General features: G+C 61.1%; 17 protein-coding genes. 8 read left to right on the forward strand and 9 right to left on the reverse strand.

Annotated elements, in window-relative coordinates:
• Positions 1–164: 164 nt before the first annotated feature.
• The gene (locus M0D67_RS26765) at positions 165–1,160 is read left to right on the forward strand and encodes an aldo/keto reductase (protein WP_266240383.1); all 996 of its coding nucleotides are present in this window, start codon (positions 165–167) and stop codon (positions 1,158–1,160) included.
• Between the two features lie 69 nt (positions 1,161–1,229).
• Here the strand turns inward: M0D67_RS26765 and M0D67_RS26770 are convergent, their stop codons facing one another.
• From M0D67_RS26770 to M0D67_RS26790, 5 genes are all read right to left on the reverse strand, one after another.
• Positions 1,230–1,796: a YbhB/YbcL family Raf kinase inhibitor-like protein gene (locus M0D67_RS26770; protein ID WP_266240384.1), complete on the reverse strand. Its 567-nt coding sequence runs from the start codon at positions 1,794–1,796 to the stop codon at positions 1,230–1,232.
• Between the two features lie 141 nt (positions 1,797–1,937).
• Entirely contained in the window at positions 1,938–2,738 is an 801-nt protein-coding gene (locus M0D67_RS26775; protein ID WP_266240385.1) for an ROK family protein, read from the reverse strand.
• Positions 2,739–2,773: 35 nt separating this feature from the next.
• A complete protein-coding gene (gene zwf, locus M0D67_RS26780; RefSeq protein WP_266240386.1) occupies positions 2,774–4,366 on the reverse strand; it encodes a glucose-6-phosphate dehydrogenase in 1,593 nt (530 codons plus the stop codon).
• 59 nt (positions 4,367–4,425) lie between these two features.
• The gene (locus M0D67_RS26785) at positions 4,426–7,233 is read right to left on the reverse strand and encodes a glucosidase (protein ID WP_266240387.1); all 2,808 of its coding nucleotides are present in this window, start codon (positions 7,231–7,233) and stop codon (positions 4,426–4,428) included.
• Between the two features lie 51 nt (positions 7,234–7,284).
• The gene (locus tag M0D67_RS26790) at positions 7,285–9,363 is read right to left on the reverse strand and encodes an amylo-alpha-1,6-glucosidase (protein WP_266240388.1); all 2,079 of its coding nucleotides are present in this window, start codon (positions 9,361–9,363) and stop codon (positions 7,285–7,287) included.
• Positions 9,364–9,573: 210 nt separating this feature from the next.
• Here M0D67_RS26790 and M0D67_RS26795 point away from each other — a divergent pair, with 210 nt between their 5' ends.
• From M0D67_RS26795 to M0D67_RS26810, 4 genes are all read left to right on the forward strand, one after another.
• The gene (locus M0D67_RS26795) at positions 9,574–9,888 is read left to right on the forward strand and encodes a hypothetical protein (RefSeq protein ID WP_154565217.1); all 315 of its coding nucleotides are present in this window, start codon (positions 9,574–9,576) and stop codon (positions 9,886–9,888) included.
• A gap of 63 nt (positions 9,889–9,951) precedes the next feature.
• A complete protein-coding gene (locus tag M0D67_RS26800; RefSeq protein ID WP_266240389.1) occupies positions 9,952–12,108 on the forward strand; it encodes a phosphocholine-specific phospholipase C in 2,157 nt (718 codons plus the stop codon).
• A gap of 415 nt (positions 12,109–12,523) precedes the next feature.
• On the forward strand, positions 12,524–12,919 hold the full coding sequence (locus tag M0D67_RS26805; RefSeq protein WP_171927748.1) for a hypothetical protein: 396 nt from the start codon (positions 12,524–12,526) through the stop codon (positions 12,917–12,919).
• Between the two features lie 76 nt (positions 12,920–12,995).
• Complete coding sequence (locus M0D67_RS26810) at positions 12,996–13,262, forward strand: cupin domain-containing protein (protein ID WP_171927747.1); 267 nt, start codon at positions 12,996–12,998, stop codon at positions 13,260–13,262.
• An 85-nt stretch (positions 13,263–13,347) separates the two neighbouring features.
• Here M0D67_RS26810 and M0D67_RS26815 read toward each other — a convergent pair whose 3' ends face one another.
• Positions 13,348–14,463 carry a succinylglutamate desuccinylase/aspartoacylase family protein gene (locus tag M0D67_RS26815; protein ID WP_171927746.1) on the reverse strand — a complete coding sequence of 372 codons (1,116 nt, stop codon included), beginning with the start codon at positions 14,461–14,463 and terminating at the stop codon, positions 13,348–13,350.
• A 39-nt stretch (positions 14,464–14,502) separates the two neighbouring features.
• On the reverse strand, positions 14,503–15,270 hold the full coding sequence (locus tag M0D67_RS26820; RefSeq protein ID WP_266240390.1) for a transporter substrate-binding domain-containing protein: 768 nt from the start codon (positions 15,268–15,270) through the stop codon (positions 14,503–14,505).
• Positions 15,271–15,386: 116 nt separating this feature from the next.
• On the opposite strand from M0D67_RS26820, the gene M0D67_RS26825 reads away from it, so the two are divergent.
• Entirely contained in the window at positions 15,387–16,307 is a 921-nt protein-coding gene (locus tag M0D67_RS26825) for a LysR substrate-binding domain-containing protein (RefSeq protein WP_171927744.1), read from the forward strand.
• A 122-nt stretch (positions 16,308–16,429) separates the two neighbouring features.
• On the opposite strand, the gene lysA is transcribed toward M0D67_RS26825, so the two are convergent.
• Positions 16,430–17,671, reverse strand: a complete 1,242-nt coding sequence (gene lysA / locus M0D67_RS26830; RefSeq protein ID WP_266240391.1) for a diaminopimelate decarboxylase — start codon at positions 17,669–17,671, stop codon at positions 16,430–16,432.
• A 110-nt stretch (positions 17,672–17,781) separates the two neighbouring features.
• Between lysA and M0D67_RS26835 the strand changes: the two genes are divergently transcribed.
• Entirely contained in the window at positions 17,782–18,711 is a 930-nt protein-coding gene (locus M0D67_RS26835; RefSeq protein WP_266240392.1) for a LysR family transcriptional regulator, read from the forward strand.
• Positions 18,712–18,768: 57 nt separating this feature from the next.
• A complete protein-coding gene (locus M0D67_RS26840; protein ID WP_266240393.1) occupies positions 18,769–19,614 on the forward strand; it encodes an oxidoreductase in 846 nt (281 codons plus the stop codon).
• On the opposite strand, the gene M0D67_RS26845 is transcribed toward M0D67_RS26840, so the two are convergent.
• Positions 19,611–20,030 carry a rubredoxin gene (locus M0D67_RS26845; RefSeq protein WP_171927740.1) on the reverse strand — a complete coding sequence of 140 codons (420 nt, stop codon included), beginning with the start codon at positions 20,028–20,030 and terminating at the stop codon, positions 19,611–19,613. The two genes, M0D67_RS26840 and M0D67_RS26845, sit on opposite strands and share 4 nt — an antisense overlap.
• Between the last annotated feature and the right edge of the window lie 172 nt (positions 20,031–20,202).

Raw genomic sequence — 20,202 nt, forward strand, 5'->3', positions numbered from 1 at the left:
GTTTTGGCGGTCTGCGCCGATTCTAGCGCGAGCGCCCACTTTTCCGCTGGCGGCCGGGCAGGGTTCCGGGCGAGTGCCGGCGGCCGAACACGAAATCGCGACACCGTTTATCCTTTCTACAACACCGCCTACCGCAACTGTCCCGTCCATCTTCGGAGTTGACCATGCAATACCGCAAATTCGGCCGCACTGGCCTGACCGTTTCGCACCTGTGTCTCGGCACGATGACCTTTGGCCTGCAGACTGAAGAAGACGTTTCACGGCGGATTCTCGACACAGCGGCGGACGCCGGCGTGAACTTCATCGATACCGCCGACGTTTATCCGCTCGGCGCCGACGAAAGTATTGCCGGACGCACGGAAGAGGTCGTCGGACGGTGGTTGAAGGGCAAACGCGACCGCTTCATTCTGGCCACGAAGGCGGTCGGCAAGATGGGGCCGTCCGCGTGGGATCAAGGCGCGTCGCGCAAACATCTGCTGGACGCGATCGACGCATCGCTGCGGCGGCTCGGCACGGACTACGTGGACCTTTACCAGCTCCATTCCGACGACGCGAACACCCCACTCGATGAGACGCTCGAAGCACTGGACGTGATCGTGCGATCCGGGAAGGCGCGGTATATCGGCGTGTCGAATTTCCTGGCGTATCGACTGGCACGGGCGCTGGGTCGCGCCGACGTGCTGGGCGTGGCGCGGTTTGTATCGGTGCAGCCCCGCTATAACCTGTTGTTCCGGCAGATCGAGCGGGAGTTGTTGCCTTTGGCGGATGAAGAGCAATTAGCCGTGATGCCTTATAACCCGCTGGCAGGTGGTTTGCTGACCGGTAAACATCGGGTGGATGCTGCACCCACGTCCGGGCGATTCACCGAAACCGTCGGGAAGGCGGGAGCCATGTATCAGGAGCGGTACTGGCATCAGCGCGAGTTCGAAACGATCGAGAAACTGAAGGCGATCGCTACGCCGACAGGCGAGTCTTTGACTCGGGTTTCTCTTGCGTGGGTGCTGGCTAATCCGCTGATTACATCGGCGATTATTGGCGCCAGTCGCGCTGAGCAGTTGAGCGATACGCTGGCGGCTTCGGAGCTTGTGCTCGATCCACAGGTTAAGGCGCAGCTTGATGAGGTGAGTCTGGAGTATCGATGGGGTGATGCGGCCCGATAGTGGGGTGCCTTTGACGGCGGCTTCGGTTGCCTGGCCGCCGCCATCGAAGGTATAGAAACCACCACCCGATCACCGTCCGTATCGAAGCACCGTACTCGCCGCAGCGAGCACATGGTCCTTCATAGCCGCCTGCAACGCGTCGCGCGTCAATCCCGCCGGCAATGCGTCGGGCGGTAAATCAAGCGCATAGACCTGCGCAACATAGTGATGCGGTACGTCCCCGACTGGCGGGCACGGTCCGTAATAGCCAGGGCCACCCGTCCGGTTCGTTCCGGCCACGCTACCGGCCGGCGTCGCACCCGCGCCGAGCCCGGTCGCCGACGGTGCGACTCCATACAACACCCAATGCACAATGCCCAGACCCTTCGCGCCGTCCGGATCGAAAATAGTAATGGCGTAACTCTTCGTGCCGGCAGGCGTGTTCCGCCATTGCAAGGCCGGCGACACATTCCCGCCACCGCAATTATTCGCGCTCGCCGCGTGGCTCGAATCCAGCGTGCCGCCGTCGGCCACACCCGGCGACGACAGCGCGAATGCATCGGCCGCGCGGGCACTCACTGCAGTAAAAGTCAGCACGGCGCACATGCTGACAAATAACAGGCGTCGTGCAACGCCAGCGGTATCGCTTCGAATCATCGTTGGCTGCCCTAGGTATAAGTTAGCTAAGCTGAAAAAGGCAATGGCGCAACAAACGCGCGTCACAGCCACCGGTGACAAACGTATCGATCGGGCACTTTATTCCGCCGACGCGCAACGAATCCATCAGCACACCACGCATCACTTGAACCGACCCGTCCGCTCATTCGCCTCCGGCAACTGCCGCGTCTCACGCAATGACTTTGGATGCCACAAGCGCGCGCCGCCTTCGATTCCCGCATCGTTCGATACGGTCGCGACATTTGCGGGCAATTTGAACGTCAGCCGCGCCGCGTTGCCACCGCCAATCCACAGCTTGTCATAGTTCACCAGCGAATTGAGAATGCCGATTATCTTCTGGACCCGGCGATTCCAGCGCTTGTTTCCTGCCTTCTCGCGCGCTGCGTCGCCGATGTACTCGTCGTACGCCACCCCCTTCTTGCTGACCGGATGATGCGCAAGCTCGAGGTGAGGCATCAACTCGCCGTCGCGGAACAGCGCCGTGCCCGCGCCTGTTCCAAGCGTCAGGACGAGCTCGATCCCATGACCTTCGATCGCGGCAAAGCCCTGCATCTCCGCGTCGTTGATCATGCGCACCGGCAGACCGCCGAGGCGCTGCGCCAGCGAATCCGCGAGCGGAATGTCATGCCAGCCTTCAACGCCAAAATGCGGCGCCGTCAAAATGCGGTTGTTGCGCACCACACCCGGAAAACCAATCGACATCAGCGTAGGCGGCTCCTTTTCGACGAGCGGCTCGACCAGCTTCACCAACGCATCCACCAGTTGATCCGGCGTGCACGGATGCGGCGTCGGCACGCGCAAACGGTCGGTTTTCATCTGGCCGTCCGCATCGATGATCGCGGCTTTCAAGCCCGTGCCACCGACATCGATCGCCAGAATCCGCTCGGTACTGCTTTTTACTTTCGTCTTACGTGTGGCCACGGTGTCCCCCGATTGTGTTGGTGCGCCTCATGGAATTACTTCTTTTCGACTGCATCCTGCTTCAAAGGCCGCCATGCATGGCCGTCGCGTGCGAGCAGCGCGTCTGCTTCAGCGGGCCCTTCGCTGCCAGCAGCATAACCGTGCACCGGCATCGCGCCGCCGGTCTTCGGGTGCAACACGTCGTCCACCGCGCACCAGCTCGTTTCGATGCTGTCTGCGCGCTGAAACAGCGTCTCGTCACCCAGCATGCAGTCGTACAGCAAGGTCTCGTAGCCAACGTTGGCCCGCTCGGCGAAGAAGTCTGCGTAGTCGAACGACGACTGCACCGCGCCGATCTGCATCACCGGCCCCGGCGTCTTCACATTGAAATCGAAACTCGTGCCGTGCGCGGGATCGATGCGCAAGGTCAACACGTTCGGCGTCAACGCGTCGACCGGCGTGTCGCGGAACAGACGGAACGGCACCGGCTTCAGTTGCACCGAGATCTCCGTGCGGCGCGCGGCGAGCCGCTTACCGGTGCGCAGATAGAACGGCACGCCCGCCCAGCGCCAGTTCTCGACGTACACACGGGCGGCGGCGTAGGTTTCGGTCGTGCTGTCCGGCGCGACGTCCGGTTCCTCGCGATAGCCGATGCCCGCCGGACCCTTTTCGTATTGACCGAAGACGACGTCGTCGGCGGTCAGCGGCTGGATAGCGTCGGAGATCTCAGCCTTCTTGTCGCGCACGGCTTCGGCATCGAATGAATTGGGCGGCTCCATCGCGACCATGCCGAGCAACTGGAACAGGTGGTTTGGCAGCATGTCGCGGAACGCGCCGGTCTGCTCGTAAAATTTGCCGCGTCCCTCCACGCCGATCGTTTCGGCCGCGGTGATCTGCACGCTGTCGATATATTCGCGCCGCCAGATCGGTTCGAACAGCGCATTCGCAAAGCGCACTGCGAGAATGCTCTGCACGGTGTCCTTCCCGAGGAAGTGATCGATGCGATACACCTGCGACTCGTCCGCGTACGACAGAATGTGCGCGTTCAGATCACGCGCCGAAGCGAGATCGGTGCCGAATGGTTTCTCAATCACGATGCGGCGGAAGCTGCCCTCACCTTCTTTCAGCAAGCCCGCTTTGCCGAGATGCTCGACGATCGGTTTAAAAAAGCGCGCAGTGACCGCCAGGTAAAAAATCACATTGCCACCCGGCGACTGATCGAGCTTTTGCTTGAGCATCGCGAACGTGTCGTCGGTTTCGAACTCACCGGCCATGTATTCGAGCCGCTGCGCGACCCAGTCCCACGCTTTGTCGTCGAGCTTGCCGGCGTGGAAAGTGCTGGCTTTGTCGGCGGCGAACTGTTGCAGCGACTTATGCAAGTCTTCGCGCCATACGCTCGTCTCGCGTTCGCCGTGATTCACGCCGATGATCTTCATGCCGTCATCGAGCAGGCCGTCCACTGCGAGGTTGTACAGCGCGGGCATCAACAATCGCTTGGTCAGGTCACCGCCTGCGCCGAAAATCACCAGCGTGCAAGGCGGCGCAGGCCGCTTGCCGGCCGGCGACGAAGGCGCTTCATGCGGACCCGCGCTGACTTTACAACTGGGTTCGCGACTGGCGGAAGTTGGAGTGTTCGGAGTAGTCGACATGGGATTCGCTTAAGGAAGGAAGCCAATGGAACGGACGTGGCGGCACATGAAAGACCTCGCTACTTGGTCACCGCCGTTACCAGCGCAGGCGCAGGTTCGGGCGCGGACTCGGGTGTGTATGCCGGAGCAGGCGCCGAAGTCGACGTCGGCATCGGTGCCCGGTCCGGCTCGCCAGCCAGCGGCACATTGCCGGATGCGCCCATCGCCCTCGGTTGCAGCAGCAGCGCCACCAAGCCGCTCCAGCCGGTTTGATGCGAAGCACCCACACCACGCCCGTTGTCGCCATGGAAATACTCATGGAACAACACGAGATCGCGCGAACGCGGGTCGGCCTGCAAAAGTGGATACGCGCCCATCACCGGACGTTCGCCATTTTTGTCCTTCAGGAACAATGTGGTCGCCCGGCGCGCCAATTCGTCACCAATTTCGCTGAGCGAAAACTTCTGCCCTGAGCCTGTCGGATATTCGACGCGGAAGCTATCGCCGTAGTAACGATGAAATTCGTACAGCGATTCAATCAACAGATAGTTCACCGGCATCCATACCGGTCCGCGCCAGTTCGAATTGCCGCCGAACACCCGTGTGTCGGATTCGGCCGGCAGATACTTGACGGTGACGCTGGTGCCGTTGTGGTTGAACTCGAACGGATGGTCGCGATGGAATCGCGACAGCGCCCGCACGCCGTGATCGGAGAGGAATTCGCTTTCGTCGAGCGCCCGGCGCAGCAACGCTTTCATCCGATGCCCGCGCAGAAGCGAGAGCAGTAACGCATTGCCCTTGCCAGGCTCGTTCCAGCGCGAAACCAGCTTCGCCAGATCGGGGCGATGTTCGAGGAACCAGACGAGCCGCTCGCGCAGACCCGGCAAGTGACCATGCAAACGTTCTTCAAGCACGTGCACCGCGAAAAGCGGAATCAGGCCGACGATCGAGCGCAGGCGCATCGGAATATTGCTGCCGTCGGGCAGGCGCAATTTGTCGTAGAAGAATTCGTCTTCGCTGTCCCATAGACCGGTATCGCAACCGTCGTCGCAACTCACGGCCTCGGCGATATACAGGAAGTGCTCGAAAAACTTCACGCCGATATCGACGAACACGTGGTTCGCGTACGCGAGTTCGAGCGCGATCCGCATCAGGTCGAGCGCGTACGCGGCCATCCACGCGGTGCCGTCGGCCTGATCAATGTGACCGCCAGTTGGCAGCGGCGACGATCGGTCGAAAATGCCTACGTTGTCCAGTCCGAGAAAGCCGCCCTGAAAAACATTGCGGCCGTCTGCATCCTTGCGGTTCACCCACCACGTGAAATTCAGTAGAAGCTTGTGAAATACGAGCTCCAGAAAATCCCGATCCGCCTTGCCGGTCAGCGCGCGGTCGATCTCATAGACGCGCCACGCGGCCCAGGCATGCACGGGCGGATTTGCGTCGCCGAGCGCCCATTCGTAGGCGGGTATCTGGCCATTCGGATGCTGATAGCGGTCCTTCACCAGCAGCAGCAATTGACGCTTGGCAAACGCGGGATCGATCAGCGCGAACGCGGCCGCATGAAACGCCAGGTCCCATGACGCGTACCACGGGTATTCCCACTTGTCGGGCATCGACACGATGTCCGCGTTGCACAGATGCCGCCAGTCCGCATTGCGGCCGCGTTTGCGGGACCCAGGTGGCGTGGGTTGCAGCGGATCGCCTTCGAGCCAGCGTTGCACGTCGTACTGGTAGTACTGCTTGGACCACAGCATGCCGGCGAGCGCCTGACGCTGTACGAGGCGCGCGTCGGGATCGTCGATTTCGTGTTGCAGCGCGCCATAGAATTCATCGGCCTCGGCGATGCGATGAGCGAACACCGCATCCGCATCGAGTTGCGTGTCGTCCGGCGCCGATTGCGGACGCCAGCGCAGGTGCACCACGGCGCGGCCATGCGGGCCGAGTTCAATCGACGCATGCGCGCCCGCCTTGGTGCCGGCGTCGCGGCGGACCGCCTGTTCGTCGCCGTGGACGAGGTAGTCGTTGAAGCCGTCCTTGAACGGCCCGGCACCCTCCATGTTGAACAGACGCTTGACGTTGGTGTCGTTCTCGCAGAACAGCCACGCCATCTGCGGCGCGTCTTTCGACCACGCTGTCACGACGATCGGCTCATGGCCATGCTGCTTGCCGACCACATGGACTTCACCGTTGTGGTCCTTGCCCGCGACAAGCGACGGCTTGTCCTTGTTTTCCTTCCACGACCACGAATTGCGCGCCCAGATCTGCGGCAGCACGTCGAGCGAAGCCGCCTCGTCCGCGCGATTCTCGATCGTCACACGCATCAGGATGTCGTCGGGCGCATGCTTCGCGTACTCAACCTGCACGTCGAAGTAACAGCAATCGTCGAACACGCCGGTGTCGAGAATTTCGTATTCCGGCATGTCGCCGCCACGCCGCGCGTTTTCCTGCACGAGGTCGTCGTACGGAAAGGCGGCGTGCGGGTACTTGTAGAGCATCCGCATGTACGAATGCGTCGGCGTGCCGTCGACGTAGAAGTACAGCTCTTTCACGTCCTCGCCGTGATTGCCCTGCGCGTTGGTGAGGCCGAACAGACGTTCCTTCAGGATCGGGTCTTTCCGGTTCCAAAGCGCGAGCGACACGCACCAGCTCAGTTTGTCGTCGCCGAAACCGGCGATGCCGTCTTCGCCCCAACGGTAAGCGCGGCTGCGTGCGTGGTCGTGGGGGAAAGAGTCCCAGGCGGTGCCATCCGCGCTGTAATCCTCGCGCACCGTGCCCCACTGACGCTCGCTGAGATACGGCCCCCAGCGTTGCCAATGGGCACAGTCGGCGGAGTGCAGGCGGGAACCTTCGATCGTATCGAGCAGATTGGCAGCGCGCAGCGGTGGCATGACTACGTCCTTGCGTCGGGCCTGGCGGTGGGACTCACATCGTAGCGCGGTTTAAGGGGCGATGGACTCCAATCGGGCAAGCAGGTTTTCGATGCGCAGCAACTCCCCCAGCGACCACGCCTGAAACGGCGTGCCGGCGGGCGTGTGCGGCGCGTCGCCGTCGGCGATTTCGGAGAGATGGTCGAAGCCGGCGTGATCGAGATGCGCGTACAGCGGGTCGAGAAAGCGCGCTTTGGCTTGTGTACGGGCATCCGGCTCGGCGCCGTGAACCCGCAGCCACGCTTCGACGAATGGGCCTAGCAGCCATGGCCAGACCGTCCCTTGATGATAGGCACCATCGCGCTCCAGCGGCGTGCCGCCGTAGTGCCCGCGGTAGGCAGGATCGGACGGGGCGAGCGTTCTGAGGCCAAGCGGCGTGAGCAAGTGCGCTTCGACCTGATCGACCACCGCGCGCGCCGCCGCGTCTTCGAGTAACGGAAACGGCAGGCCGCCTACGGCGAAGATCTGATTTGGGCGGATTGAGCGGTCAACCGCACCTTTCACGAAATCCACGTCGACGTTATCGACGAGCGCTTGCGTCGCCGGATCGGTAAAACGTTCATGAAACGCTTGCAACGCTCGCTCCGCAGGTGGCTGCCACTGCGGATTCCACGTTGCTGCAATGCGCAATGCGTTGATCCAGAGCGCCTGTACTTCCACGGGTTTGCCGATGCGCGGCGTGACCACCCAATCGCCGACCTTTGCGTCCATCCACGTGAGTTGTACACCGGGGACGCCGGCGCTCAGGAGGCCGTCGTCGGTGGAGGCTTTGATGTTGAAGCGCGTGCCGTTCGTGTAGCCCGCGAGGATGGTTTCGACCGCCTGCTGCAGGCGCGTTCGGGTGTCGGCTTTTGCGTGGGTCGTCGCCAGATAGTCGTGGACGGCGATGACGAACCATAACGATGCATCGACGGAGTTGTATTCAGGGGTGTCACCGTAGTCGGGAAAGCGATTCGGCAGCATGCCTTCGGACAAGGTGCCCGACCATTCGAGCAGGATCGCTTCGGCTTCGTCGAGGCGCCCCGTTGCGATCAGCAAGCCGCGCATGGCGATGAACGTGTCGCGGCCCCAATCGGTGAACCATGGAAAGCCGGCGAGGATCGTGCGGCCTTCGTTGCGGGCTACAAGGTAGGCGTCGGCGGAACGTTGCAGACGTGAGCCGAGTGCGCTGCGGCGCTGCTGTTCGATGTGCGCGAGTTCGGTTGCGTGGGGGGCTGGGTTCACGCCTGCCGGCTTCGTTACACGGTTGCAGGTGCCGGCCGACTCCGCTGCATAGGTGGCGACTGCCTTCGTACCTGCCGGCTCCGACGCGGATACTGAGGGCGGCGCCGACACGGATGCTGAGCATGCGATCGAAGCGCTGAGGATCATCACCGCTTCGCCATCGGCAAGACTGAAGCTGAACACGCCGGGCGTTGCCAAGTCTTCGCTGAAATCGAGACCACGCTCGCGCTCGCGAACGTAGCAGAAGTGTCGATACCAATCAGGCGCGTGCGTGTAGACGCCATTGGTCGCCGCATTAACGACCGGCAGGTCGCCATAAGGTTGCCAACTCACGCACGCCTGATCACTGCTCGTCTGCGCGTTGAAATTGAACGCGGAGTTTTCGTGGTGCAGTGCATGGTAATCGCGCCCGGAGAGCAAGGGCCGGACTTTCAGGGTGAACGCACCCGCGCCAGAAGCCGCCTCAGAACCTTCCAGCCGCCAACGCAAAACCGTTTCGCGCGTCGCCTTGCTCACGAACACTTCCGCTATCAGCGTTTTCTGCGGATCGAGTTGCAAACGCCATGTCGGCCACGGGTCGGTGTCGAACGCGAGAAGACTCGCTGTCAGGTCGGGATAGATCACGTCCGGCACATACCGCTGCATGCTCAACGGATAACGCTGGCCGTCCGCTTCGAGCCACGCTTCCACCCCGTTCACGAGTACCACGCGCCCGCCAGGCGCGCGCGTAGCCGTGAGCAGCAACGCGTGATAGCGGCGCGTGCGCAGTGTGCCGACGGTTCCCGAAGCGAAGCCGCCGAAGCCGTCTGCTTCGAGCCATTCGTCTTCGAGACGCGTCATGTCGAAAGGTCTTGTGATGCGTGTCATGGACCTACCAAGGTATGCAAAGCCGCAAATCGTTCGGTGTGCCAAGGCTTCAGCCGTATGGCGCCAACGTGAATATTCTCCTGCTTACTGCTTTCCATTTCCTTTCTACTAGCCGACATTGCGACGTAAGTCTATCCACTCGCAAACGTTTCACAATTATTTCTCGAAAGGAATGGAGACTGCATCCGCCGCCACACATTGGATGCAGACATGAGAACAGACACCCGCCTGGCCAGCGCCGTTTTCGTTGCGCTCGCAACTTTCGCGTTGAGCGGTTGCGGCGCCGATGACTCCGGCTCGGCCTCGACGTCTTCATCGCCAACCGCCGCTAATAATGCTGTCGCGCAAAACGCCACGACAGTTCCCGTGGCGGGGATGCTCAACGCATCAGCGCCACTCGCAGCCGGCCCTGCCGCCGCGTCCGACCCGATCACACAAAACATGCAAGCCAGCCTCGCTGCCGACAGCCAGCAAGTCACGCCCGTGATGCATTACGCACCGGGCGACAACGCCAACAGCAACTGACCTGACTCCTCCGGCGCGCGCGAGGCGCGCTATTCTTTCCCCACCCGCAGAAGGTGATATTCGATGACATCAAATAGCCGTCGCCGTTTCCTGCAGACCGTGGCTTCATCCGCCGGCGCCGCCGCCGCGCTGACCGCGCTGCCCGAGTCCATTCGCAATGCGCTTGCCGTGCCCGCGTTTTCGCGCACCGGCACCATCCGCGATGTCGAGCACATCGTCGTGTTCATGCAGGAGAACCGTTCGTTCGACCACTACTTCGGCCACCTGCGCGGCGTACGTGGTTACAACGACCGCTTCCCGATTCCGCTGCCGGGCGGCAAGCCGGTGTGGTATCAACCGTCGAAGGAAGACCCGACCCAGCCGGTGCTGCCGTTCCATCTGAACACGGCGACGACCAGCGCGCAATGCGTCGGCGATCTTGACCACACCTGGTACAAGACGCATGCCGCCATCGACGGCGGCCGCTACGACCAGTGGCCCGCGAACAAGACCGACATGACGATGGGCTATCACCTGCGCAGCGACATTCCGTTCCATTACGCGCTGGCCGATGCATTCACGATCTGCGACGCCTACTTCTGCTCGCTGCCGGGACCGACACACCCGAACCGTTCGTATCTGATGACCGGTATGGTCGATCCGACCGGCACGCTGGGCGGTCCGCTGCTCGACAACAACGATTTCGTCGACGGCGACGGTCCGCCGAATTATCAATTGCTCTCGTGGACCACGTACCCGGAACGCCTGCAAGCCGCGGGGATTTCGTGGCAGGTGTATCAGCAGGGTTTGACCGGCGCCGATCCGTTGAATGGCAACTACGGCACCAACGTCCTGCAGAACTTCGCGAACTTCATCAACGCGCAGCCGGGGTCGCCGTTGTATGAGCGTGCGCAAACCGTGCGCACCATCGACGACCTGAAGGCCGACGTGCTGGCCAACAAGTTGCCGCAAGTGTCGTGGCTGTGCCCGCCGGCTGCGTACTCCGAGCACCCGAGCTATACGCCCGCATACGGCGCGGAATACACGTCGCAGATTCTCGATGCGTTGACGTCGAATCCCGAAGTGTGGAGCAAGACCGTGCTATTCATCATGTACGACGAGAACGACGGCTTCTTCGACCACCTCGTGCCGCCGCAACCGGCGACGACGCCGGCGCAAGGCCAGTCGACGGTCAGCACCGACGGTGAAATTCACAACGTGGTGAATCCGGCGCGTGGCGGCAGCTACACCGCGGACGGTCTGCCGTACGGCCTCGGCCCGCGCGTGCCGATGACGATCGTATCGCCGTGGAGCAAGGGTGGTTTTGTGTGCTCGCAGGTGTTCGATCACACGTCGGTGATTCGCTTCATCGAGACGCGCTTTGGTGTGTATGAGCCGAATATCACGCAATGGCGCCGCGCTGTATGCGGTGACCTGACCACGGCGTTCGACTTCCGCACGCCGGACTCGAAGGTGCCGCCGCTGCCGGACACGAGCAACTACAAGAGCATCGCCGACAACCAGTGCGCGACGCAGCCGAAGCCAACCGTCCCCACGACGCTTGGCGCGATTGACCCGCAGGAAAGCGGCATTCGCTTCGCCCGCGCGCTGCCGTATGAGCTGCATGTGAATGGGCACGCGGATGTGAAGAAGAACACGTTCGAGATCGTGCTTGCCAATAGCGGCGATCAAGGCGCGCATTTCTACGTGTACTCGACGAATCGCACGGATGGTCCGTGGCGTTATACCGTCGAGGCCGGCAAGTCGCTCAATGAAAGCTTTGACCTGACGACGACGAACGGCGTGTATGCATTCGAGGTGTTTGGGCCGAATGGTTTCGTGCGTAAGTTTGCGGGGAATACGCAACCGGCGACGGCGCAAACGGCGCAGGCAGCCTCGGGCGGCCATGGCAACGGCAAGCCCGCACAGCCGGAAATCAAGGTGCAATACGATGTTGCGAACGGCAACGTGTTTCTGAAGTTCAGCAACAAGGGAGGCGGTGTTGCGCGCTTGACGGTGACCGACAACGCGTATGGGGCGCGGACGCGTCCGGTGGTGGTGCCGGCGGAGGCGCATATCGAAGAGGCTTGGGTGCAGGCGTCGAGCCATCACTGGTATGACTTGACGGTGACGAGTAACGATGACGCCAGCTTCTCGCGTCGCGTGGCTGGGCACGTTGAGAATGGGCGGCCGAGTATTAGTGATCCGGCGGCTGTGGCGCCGGTGTTGGTGGTGAATTAAGGGCGGGGGAAGGTGGATGGGCTTCGGTTGAGCGGCTGCTTTGTTGGGTCGCTTGATCGAAGTTCAGAGGTTTGATGTCGTTGCGCTGAGGAAATGTTGCGGCCGTCTTAGGCCGATTGGCCAAAGTTATATAGTTAGCTTAACAAAGTGAATTCTAAGAGAAGGGCGCGCTTATAATCTGGCGGTCGTCAAAACAATGATGACCGGGTGTGAGAGCCCGCATGCCACAACCCGTTCGACCTGCTACGCAGCTCGCGCGTTTGCCTCAGTTCGTCTATTTATGGGTGGGCCGTGGCGAGGGAGCCGCGAGGCTCGCCGGTTTGGTGTGGCACCGGTCTCTCAACCTCGCTACGTGCCCGCCCACCCGTTTGCAGCGAGTGTCGGGCGATTTCGAGAATCAACCGGAAATCGCGCCATGAGCAAACCCGCTGAAGCTCCATTTATGAACCCTCGTCTGTCGGTGAAACCCGCTGAATATAAGCGACTTGCCGGCGAAGTATTGGAAGCAACCCGCACGTATGTGGAACGGCTTTCATCGCTGGCTATGCTTGCCAGGACGCTGCGCAAAGGTATCGCGATGAACCATTGCGACCGTCGCGACCAGATGTTGCTTGCGGAGTTATTGGAGCGTACGGCACAGCAGTACGAAACCGAGGCAAACATCGAGCGGGGGAAGTTCTCAGTCGTCATGCTTGATGCAGAAGAGGCCGAAGCGAACGCTACGCGCCGGCGGACAGGGCTGGGTGAATCAATGGCGCCGCGCACGAGAACTCGCAGGAAGGTCGGCGCTGGCGTAACAGCATTGGCATGACATACGGCCGCGCTCTGCACGAATTGGCGGATAGCGTTACAGTGAATCTCCGCACCTACTTACCGATGGAGACGCCATGGACCGCGAAGCATTCACTGAAAGCCTGACGAAAGAAGGATTCCCTGAGGCCGTCGTTGTGACGCGCGAGGCGAACACCACGATGGATGGGCATGAACATTCATTCGAAGCAAAAGCGTTGATTCTGGAAGGCGAGTTGCACATCCGCGTGGGCGACACCGAGCAAGCATATAGAGTCGGCGACGTCTTCCACTTACCGGCGAACAAACCGCACGCAGAGCGCTACGGTCCGAATGGTGTGACGTATCTGGTGGGAAGGAAGTAAGAAAACCTGTAGACGGCAGACGCACCCAGCAGGCTGGCGTGGTCTGAAAACACCAGTGCGCCTGACCGTCAACAAAGCGAATAACTCACGCCCCCAACAAGACCCCGGTCCTGAACGCTGTCTTCCCCGTAACCCGCCCCAGCGGCGCCCCAGCCGTCACAAACCGAATCGCGCGCCGCATATAAAACACCCCTTCGGTGTTACTAACGAGAGTAGTAGTCTCATCCGTCAACGGATCGACGATATCAAACAGCGCCTGCCCGACGCGAATCGTGTCGCCGATCTTCGCGCGATGAATCAGAATTCCGCTAACAGGCGCATAGAACTGCTCGCTGCCAGCGAGCGGCGTAGCGGGCGCGAGCAACTCGGGCAAAGGCTTCACATCGAGCTTGATAGCCTTGCGCCAGACCAGATAGTCAATCAACGCGTCTGCGTCCTCCTGCGCGACTTCATAAGACACGTCCCGCTGCCCACGGCACTCCACAGTGACAGCAATCGCCCCATTGGGTACCGGTTTATCAGCAGGCATAGCTTGCTGCAGTTGCCACCACAACAAGCTATGCGTCTCATCAAACGACTCACCGCCCGAGTTAGTCGCGAGCAACGAAGCCTGCGCCCCCAGATACCGTGACAAAGGCTCAAACTCAGGCCACGCCGCCTCACTGGTATAGAGGTGCATCGCCGCTTCCAAAGAGCAATGCAAATCGATCACCACGTCCGCATCGAAAGAAAGCTTCAGCAAGGCCAATTGCAGCGACTCGAATTCAGTCAACGGCTTCTGTTCAGCCAACTCAGCCGCGATGAGTTCGCGAACAATCCGTCGATTCTCCACAGCGTTCGAACCCAACGCCTCCTTAGCCCGCTCCACCAGCTTCGAAAACTGCATGAAGTGTCGATTGAAGTTCTTGCCGCTGCCCAGATCGAAGCGCCCAAGAAACTGCCCGAGCACATACTGCCCAAGCCCGACCGGATTCGCCACCGGTACCAGCACAATTTCCGCGTTCAACGCACCCTGCTTCTCCAGTTCAAGCAATCGACGCTTAAGCAAAACCGTCGTCAACATCGCAGGCGTTTCATCGGCATGCAGCGACGACTGGATATAGATCTTCTGTCCGCTATCCGCAGGACCAAAATGAAACGACACCAGTTCGCGGTGCGTGCCGATAGCCGGCGATAGAAGCGGAATCGATTGCTTGTTCATAAGAGCGAGAAGCCTGGAAAAGAATATGAAGTGAGAAAATCAATTGCCGTACGGATCGAAGTCGAAGTACTTCTTCGCGATCTGCGCGTACGTACCGTCCTTGCGCATCGAAGCAATCGCCTCGTTAATGGACGCCTGCACCGCAGTCTCATCCTTGCGCAAGCCGATGCCCACGCCGCGATCACCCATCGAAAGCGGCTCGCCGACAAACGCAAACCCCTTCCCCGCCGGCGTGCGCAAAAAGCCGTAGTTGGCTTCAACAGATCCGAGCAGCGCGCCATCGAGGCGACCGTTCTGCAAGTCGGCGAACACCTCATCCTGACTCTTGTACGCAACCACGTGCACGCCAAGCGGCGCCCAATTCTTTAGCGCATACCCTTCGAACTGCGTCCCCGATTGCACGCCGATCTGCTTGCCGGCCAACGCATTCAACCCGCCCGCGAGCGCCGAACCTTGCCGCGCGATCAGCCGCGATTTGAACTGGAACAGCTTCGACGAAAACAGAATCTGTTGCTCGCGTTTCTCCGTGATCGCCATCGACGAAAGGATCGCGTCGATCTTGCGCGCCTGCAGCGCGGGAATCATCCCCGAGAACTCGAGTTCGATCCACTGGCAATGCGCACGGATGCGCCGGCAGATTTCGTTGCCGAGATCGACGTCGAAACCTTTAAAGCTGCCGTCGGGCGCCTTGGAGTCCATTGGCGGATAGGTCGGATCGATACCGAGGCGCAGCATGGCGGGGTCGGCGGCAAACGCACAACTGCTGAAAGCCAGCGCGGCGCTCAAGATCATCAGCGGAATTTTCATGGGAGGCGGGTGTGGGTTGGGCGGATTACTACAGGGCCATCCTATGCCGCCGTTGCGCCTCAAAGAAGCCCCGAAAGTAATATCATGATCACTTTTACCGATCACAGAGACTTCTCATGGCGCTGACGATCTCCCAGCTACGCGCGTTCACCGCCGTTGCCGAGCACGGCAGCATCCGCGCGGCGTCGCGGGCGCTCGGCATCGCCCAGAGCGGCATCACGCAGCAGTTGCAGAATCTCGAATCGATGCTGGGCGCGACTTTATTCACCCGCACGAACCGCGGCATCGCGCTGACCGCGCTCGGCCAGCGGCTCTTGCAGCGCGCCGGCGCGATTCTCGGCGAATGCGAGCGGGCCGAGCAGGAAGTGCAGCAACTGCGTGGCGACTACGCGGGCGAGGTCACGTTCGGCATGACCACGGAGCCGCTGATTGACGCCTTCGCGCCGGTGCTGATGGAATTCCGCGCGCGCTTCGAGCGGGTCGCCGTACATTTGCGCACCGGCACCTCACGGATGATGATTTCGTGGATTCGCGAGGGCAGGCTCGATTTCGCTGTCGCGCTAGTGTCGAAGCACACCGATACGGCCGATCTGTCCGTGACGCCGCTCTATCCGTCCGATCCCGTGGTCGTCTGCCGTCGCGGTCATCCGAAAACAGGCGCCACCTCGATTGCCGATCTCGTCGATTGCACATGGGTGGCGACGCCCTCGCCGAATCTCACCGACGATCCGCAGGTCAATCGCCTGAACCATCTGTTCGAGAGCCGCGGCCTGCCGCCGCCGAAAATCATCGCGACGGTGGAAGGTCTGTACGAGACGCTGCATCTGGTGGGCGCGACGGACTGCCTGTCGCTGGAGTCGTCGATTGTCGTCAAACGCGGACCGTTTGCGAGCACGCTCACGTCGATCAATGTGCGCGAACGGGCGGTCGAACAGAACGTGTGCCTGCTGCAGCGCGCGGCGATTCCCGTGACGCCCGCCGCGCAGGAACTCGCGACGATGATTGCGTCATACACGCGCACGGTGCGGGCGCGATGAGCGCTGGGGCATAAAAAAGCCCGACGAGGGTCGATTTAGAGTCGAACGTGCATTCGCAATGCACAACGCTTGCGGTGGCCTGGCGTACGGCCGACGGTTCGCAGCGACCACGCTCGACAGAATCAATTTGGCGTTTCGAGCGCGATCAACTCCTCGATGGTCTGCCTGCGCCGAATCAACCGCGGCGTGCCGTTTTCCAGCAACACCTCAGGCGCCAACGGCCGGCTGTTGTAGTTCGATGACATCGACGCACCGTACGCCCCGGCGTCATGAAACACGATGAAGTCCCCTACTTCCGGCGCCGGCATGGCGCGACTCGTGACAACACCGCCCGCCTCTTGTGTGAACACATCACCCGCTTCACACAACGGCCCGGCCACCGCGAAAGAGCCAGCCGGCGCTTCGCTCGGCACGCCATTACCTTTCACCACCGTCATCTCATGATGGCTGCCGTAGAACGACGGCCTCACCAGATCATTGAATCCCGCATCCACCAAGGCGAACTGCCGGTTCGGCCGCCGGTTCAGCGCGTGCACCTCGGCAACCAGCACACCCGCTTCTGCAACCAGAAAGCGCCCCGGCTCGATTTCGAGTCTCACGCGATGCCCAAGATGCGTTTCGATCTGCCGCCGCGCCGCGTCCCAAAGACGGAAATAGTGCTCGATGTCGATCCGCGGTTCGCCTTCGCTATAAGGCACCGATAAACCGCCACCGGCCGAAATAGCTTCGATATCGTGGCCCAAGCCTTGCACCGCTTCGACCATTGCATCGCACACGCGCGATAGATGCGTGTAGTCGACGCCGGAGCCGATATGCATGTGCAACCCGACCAGCTTCATGCCATAACGCCGCACCATGGCAATCGCCAGCGGCACGTCGTCAAGCCAGATGCCGTGCTTGCTGTGCTCGCCGCCCGTGTTGGTCTTGTTGCTGTGTCCGTGGCCGAAACCGGGATTGATCCGCAACCACACACGGTGACCTTCAGGCGCGTGTCGTCCAATACAGTCGAGCATATCGAGCGAACCGGCGTTGACCGTGATGCGATGCTCGATCACGGTGGCCAGCGTCGCGTGATCGACAAGATCTGCCGTAAACACCACGCCCTCGGTATCACCATCCGGCGTGAAACCCACCGCGAGACTACGCGCGATTTCGCCTGAAGACACCGCATCGACCATCGCCCCTTCGTCGCGCATCAGCCTCAGGATATGCACGTTCGAACACGCCTTCTGTGCATAGCGAATCACGTCGAAGCTGCGCAATTCGGCGATACGCTGGCGGATCACGTCGGCGTCATAGACCCAAAGGGGCGTGCCGTATTGATGCGCGAGTTCGACGATCTGTGGTGGATTGAATGTGGTCACGGTTCGCGGCTCTCTATATCGAAGCATTAGTGAGCAACATGATGCTGAGAACCGGTCATTCAGTAAAATACCTATTCTTCGCAAACCCATTCATTCCTGATATAGACATCATGGCGCTCACTCATCGACATATCGAAGTCTTCCGCGCGTTGATGACGGCAGGTAGCGTCACCAAAGCGGCCGAGATGCTCTTCACCTCGCAGCCCACGGTAAGCCGCGAGCTTGCACGCATGGAACAGAGCATCGGTTTTGCCTTGTTCGAACGCGTGCATGGACGGCTGCGTCCAACCATGTCCGCGTTGACGCTGTTCGACGAAATCAAGCGCGCCTATATCGGCCTAGAACGAGTGGCGTCCACAGCGGCAAGTCTGCGCGAATTCCAGGGCGGCCAGCTTTCCATCATCGCGTTACCCGCGTTTTCGCACTCGATCCTGCCAGGCGCGGCGAAACGTTTTCACGATGTACAGCCCGGCGTCAGCCTCTCGATCGCGACGCAGGAATCGCCGTTTCTCGAAGAATGGCTGACCGCGCAGCGTTATGACCTCGGCCTGACCGAACACGGCGCGCCGCCTGCTGGAACACGCTTGACACCTTTGCTCGAAGTGGACGAAGTTTGCGTGCTGCCCGATGGGCATCCATTGCTCGCAAAGCGCGTGATCGATTTGAAGGACTTCGCGAATCAACCCTTCATCAGTCTGTCGTCGAACGATCCGTACCGGATTCAGATCGACGAAGCCTTCACGCAAGCGGGCATCGCGCGCCGCCAGATGATCGAGACACCCACCGCCGTCTCCGTTTGCAGCTTCGTGCGGCAAGGTCTCGGCGTGGCCATCGTCAATCCGCTTACGGCGTTGGATTTCGCGGGCCGCAATCTGCATATCCGGCCGCTTGCCGTGTCGCTACCGTTTCGCGTGAGCGTGGTTCATCCGGAGCATCGCCCAAGCCATCCGCTGGCCGTTGCGTTCGTCGAAGCGCTGCAAAGCGAGGCCGGCGCGTTACGAATACAATTAAAAACCCACTCAAAACGCAAGCAGCAATAAGGGCGCTATTCGACTAACAAGCCGCGCCACGTTCGCCCATCAACAGGAGTTTCCCAAATGATGAATCGAGACAATCCCGTCTGGCTGATTACAGGCTGTTCCACCGGCTTCGGCCGCGAGTTAGCGAAGTTGGTGCTGGAGCGCGGCTGGCGCGCGGTGGTCACCGCACGAGACCCGTCGAAAGTGAAAGATATCGCCGAAGCACACGGCGATCGCGCGCTGGTTCTGCCGCTCGACGTAACGAACCGCAAGCAGATCGACGACGTCATCACACAAGCCAAACAACGTTTCGGCCGCATCGACGCGCTCGTCAATAACGCGGGTTACGGCTATCTGGCCGCGATCGAAGAAGGCGAGGACGACGAAGTCCGCACCATGTTCGAGACCAACGTGTTCGGCCTGGTCGACATAACGAAAGCCGTGCTGCCGATCATGCGTGAGCAGCACAGTGGCTTGATCGTGAATGTGTCGTCGATTGGCGGCATCACGAGTTTCGCCGCGACCGGTTATTACCACGCCACCAAATACGCGGTGGAAGGTTTGTCCGAATCGCTCGCGACGGAAGTGAAGCCGCTCGGCATCGACGTATTGATCGTCGAACCCGGCCCGTTCCGCACGAACTGGGCAGGTCCGTCGATCAAGCAATCGGCGACCGAGATCGACGACTATGCAGCCACGGCTGGCGAGCGCCGCAAGCAAACCGAGGCGCGCAGCGGCAAGCAGGCGGGCGATCCGGTGCGCGCCGCCCAGGCGATCATCGACGCCGCGCTGTCAGACAAGCCGCCGCTGCGTTTGCTGCTCGGCAAGATGGCGCTCGAACTGGCGCGCAAGAAGCTGGACTTCATGCGCGGCGACTTCGATGCGTGGGAGGCCACGACGGTCGGCGCGGATTATCCGGCTTAAAACTCGACCAACGCAAAATCTTCCTTGCCCACGTCGCACAGTGGGCAGCGCCAGTCGGCCGGGACATCTGCCCAGCGGGTGCCCGGCGCGATACCTTCTTCCGGCAAGCCGGCGGCTTCGTCGTAGATCCAGCCGCAGATCACGCAGACCCATTGTTTGAAGTCGTCCGCAGGTGCTGCGCTTTCTTCCGCCGCATGCGGGGCATCGACCGCCGCTCGCGACGCCGCCATCTCATCAAGGCTCACGACCAAAGGCGCGACCGTACCTGCACTATTTTCAGCAAGGCGTGCCTGCAGGCTTTCCAACAGCCGTTGCGCTTCGACCTGCGTCAAATCGATCCAGTACGGATCGCCAGCGCCGTCGTTGAGCCGTTCGGGAGAAAACTGGATTTCTACAGCTACGCCCTTCTTGTACATGGCAAATCGGAATATCGATGAAGCCGGCGGCGAGCGCCGGTATAGAGTCGAATGCTTGAAGCGAGGGCTTCGCGGCGGGGTCAGACGAACTGGTTCAGCACGATCGCCGCAATCAGTCCAGCGGCGCCGATGAGGCCCAGCAGTTGCAGCAGAGTGAGGGATTTACGGGATG

It is taken from the genome of Paraburkholderia sp. SECH4 (genome assembly GCF_030511745.1).
In the GTDB taxonomy this organism is placed as follows: domain Bacteria; phylum Pseudomonadota; class Gammaproteobacteria; order Burkholderiales; family Burkholderiaceae; genus Paraburkholderia; species Paraburkholderia madseniana.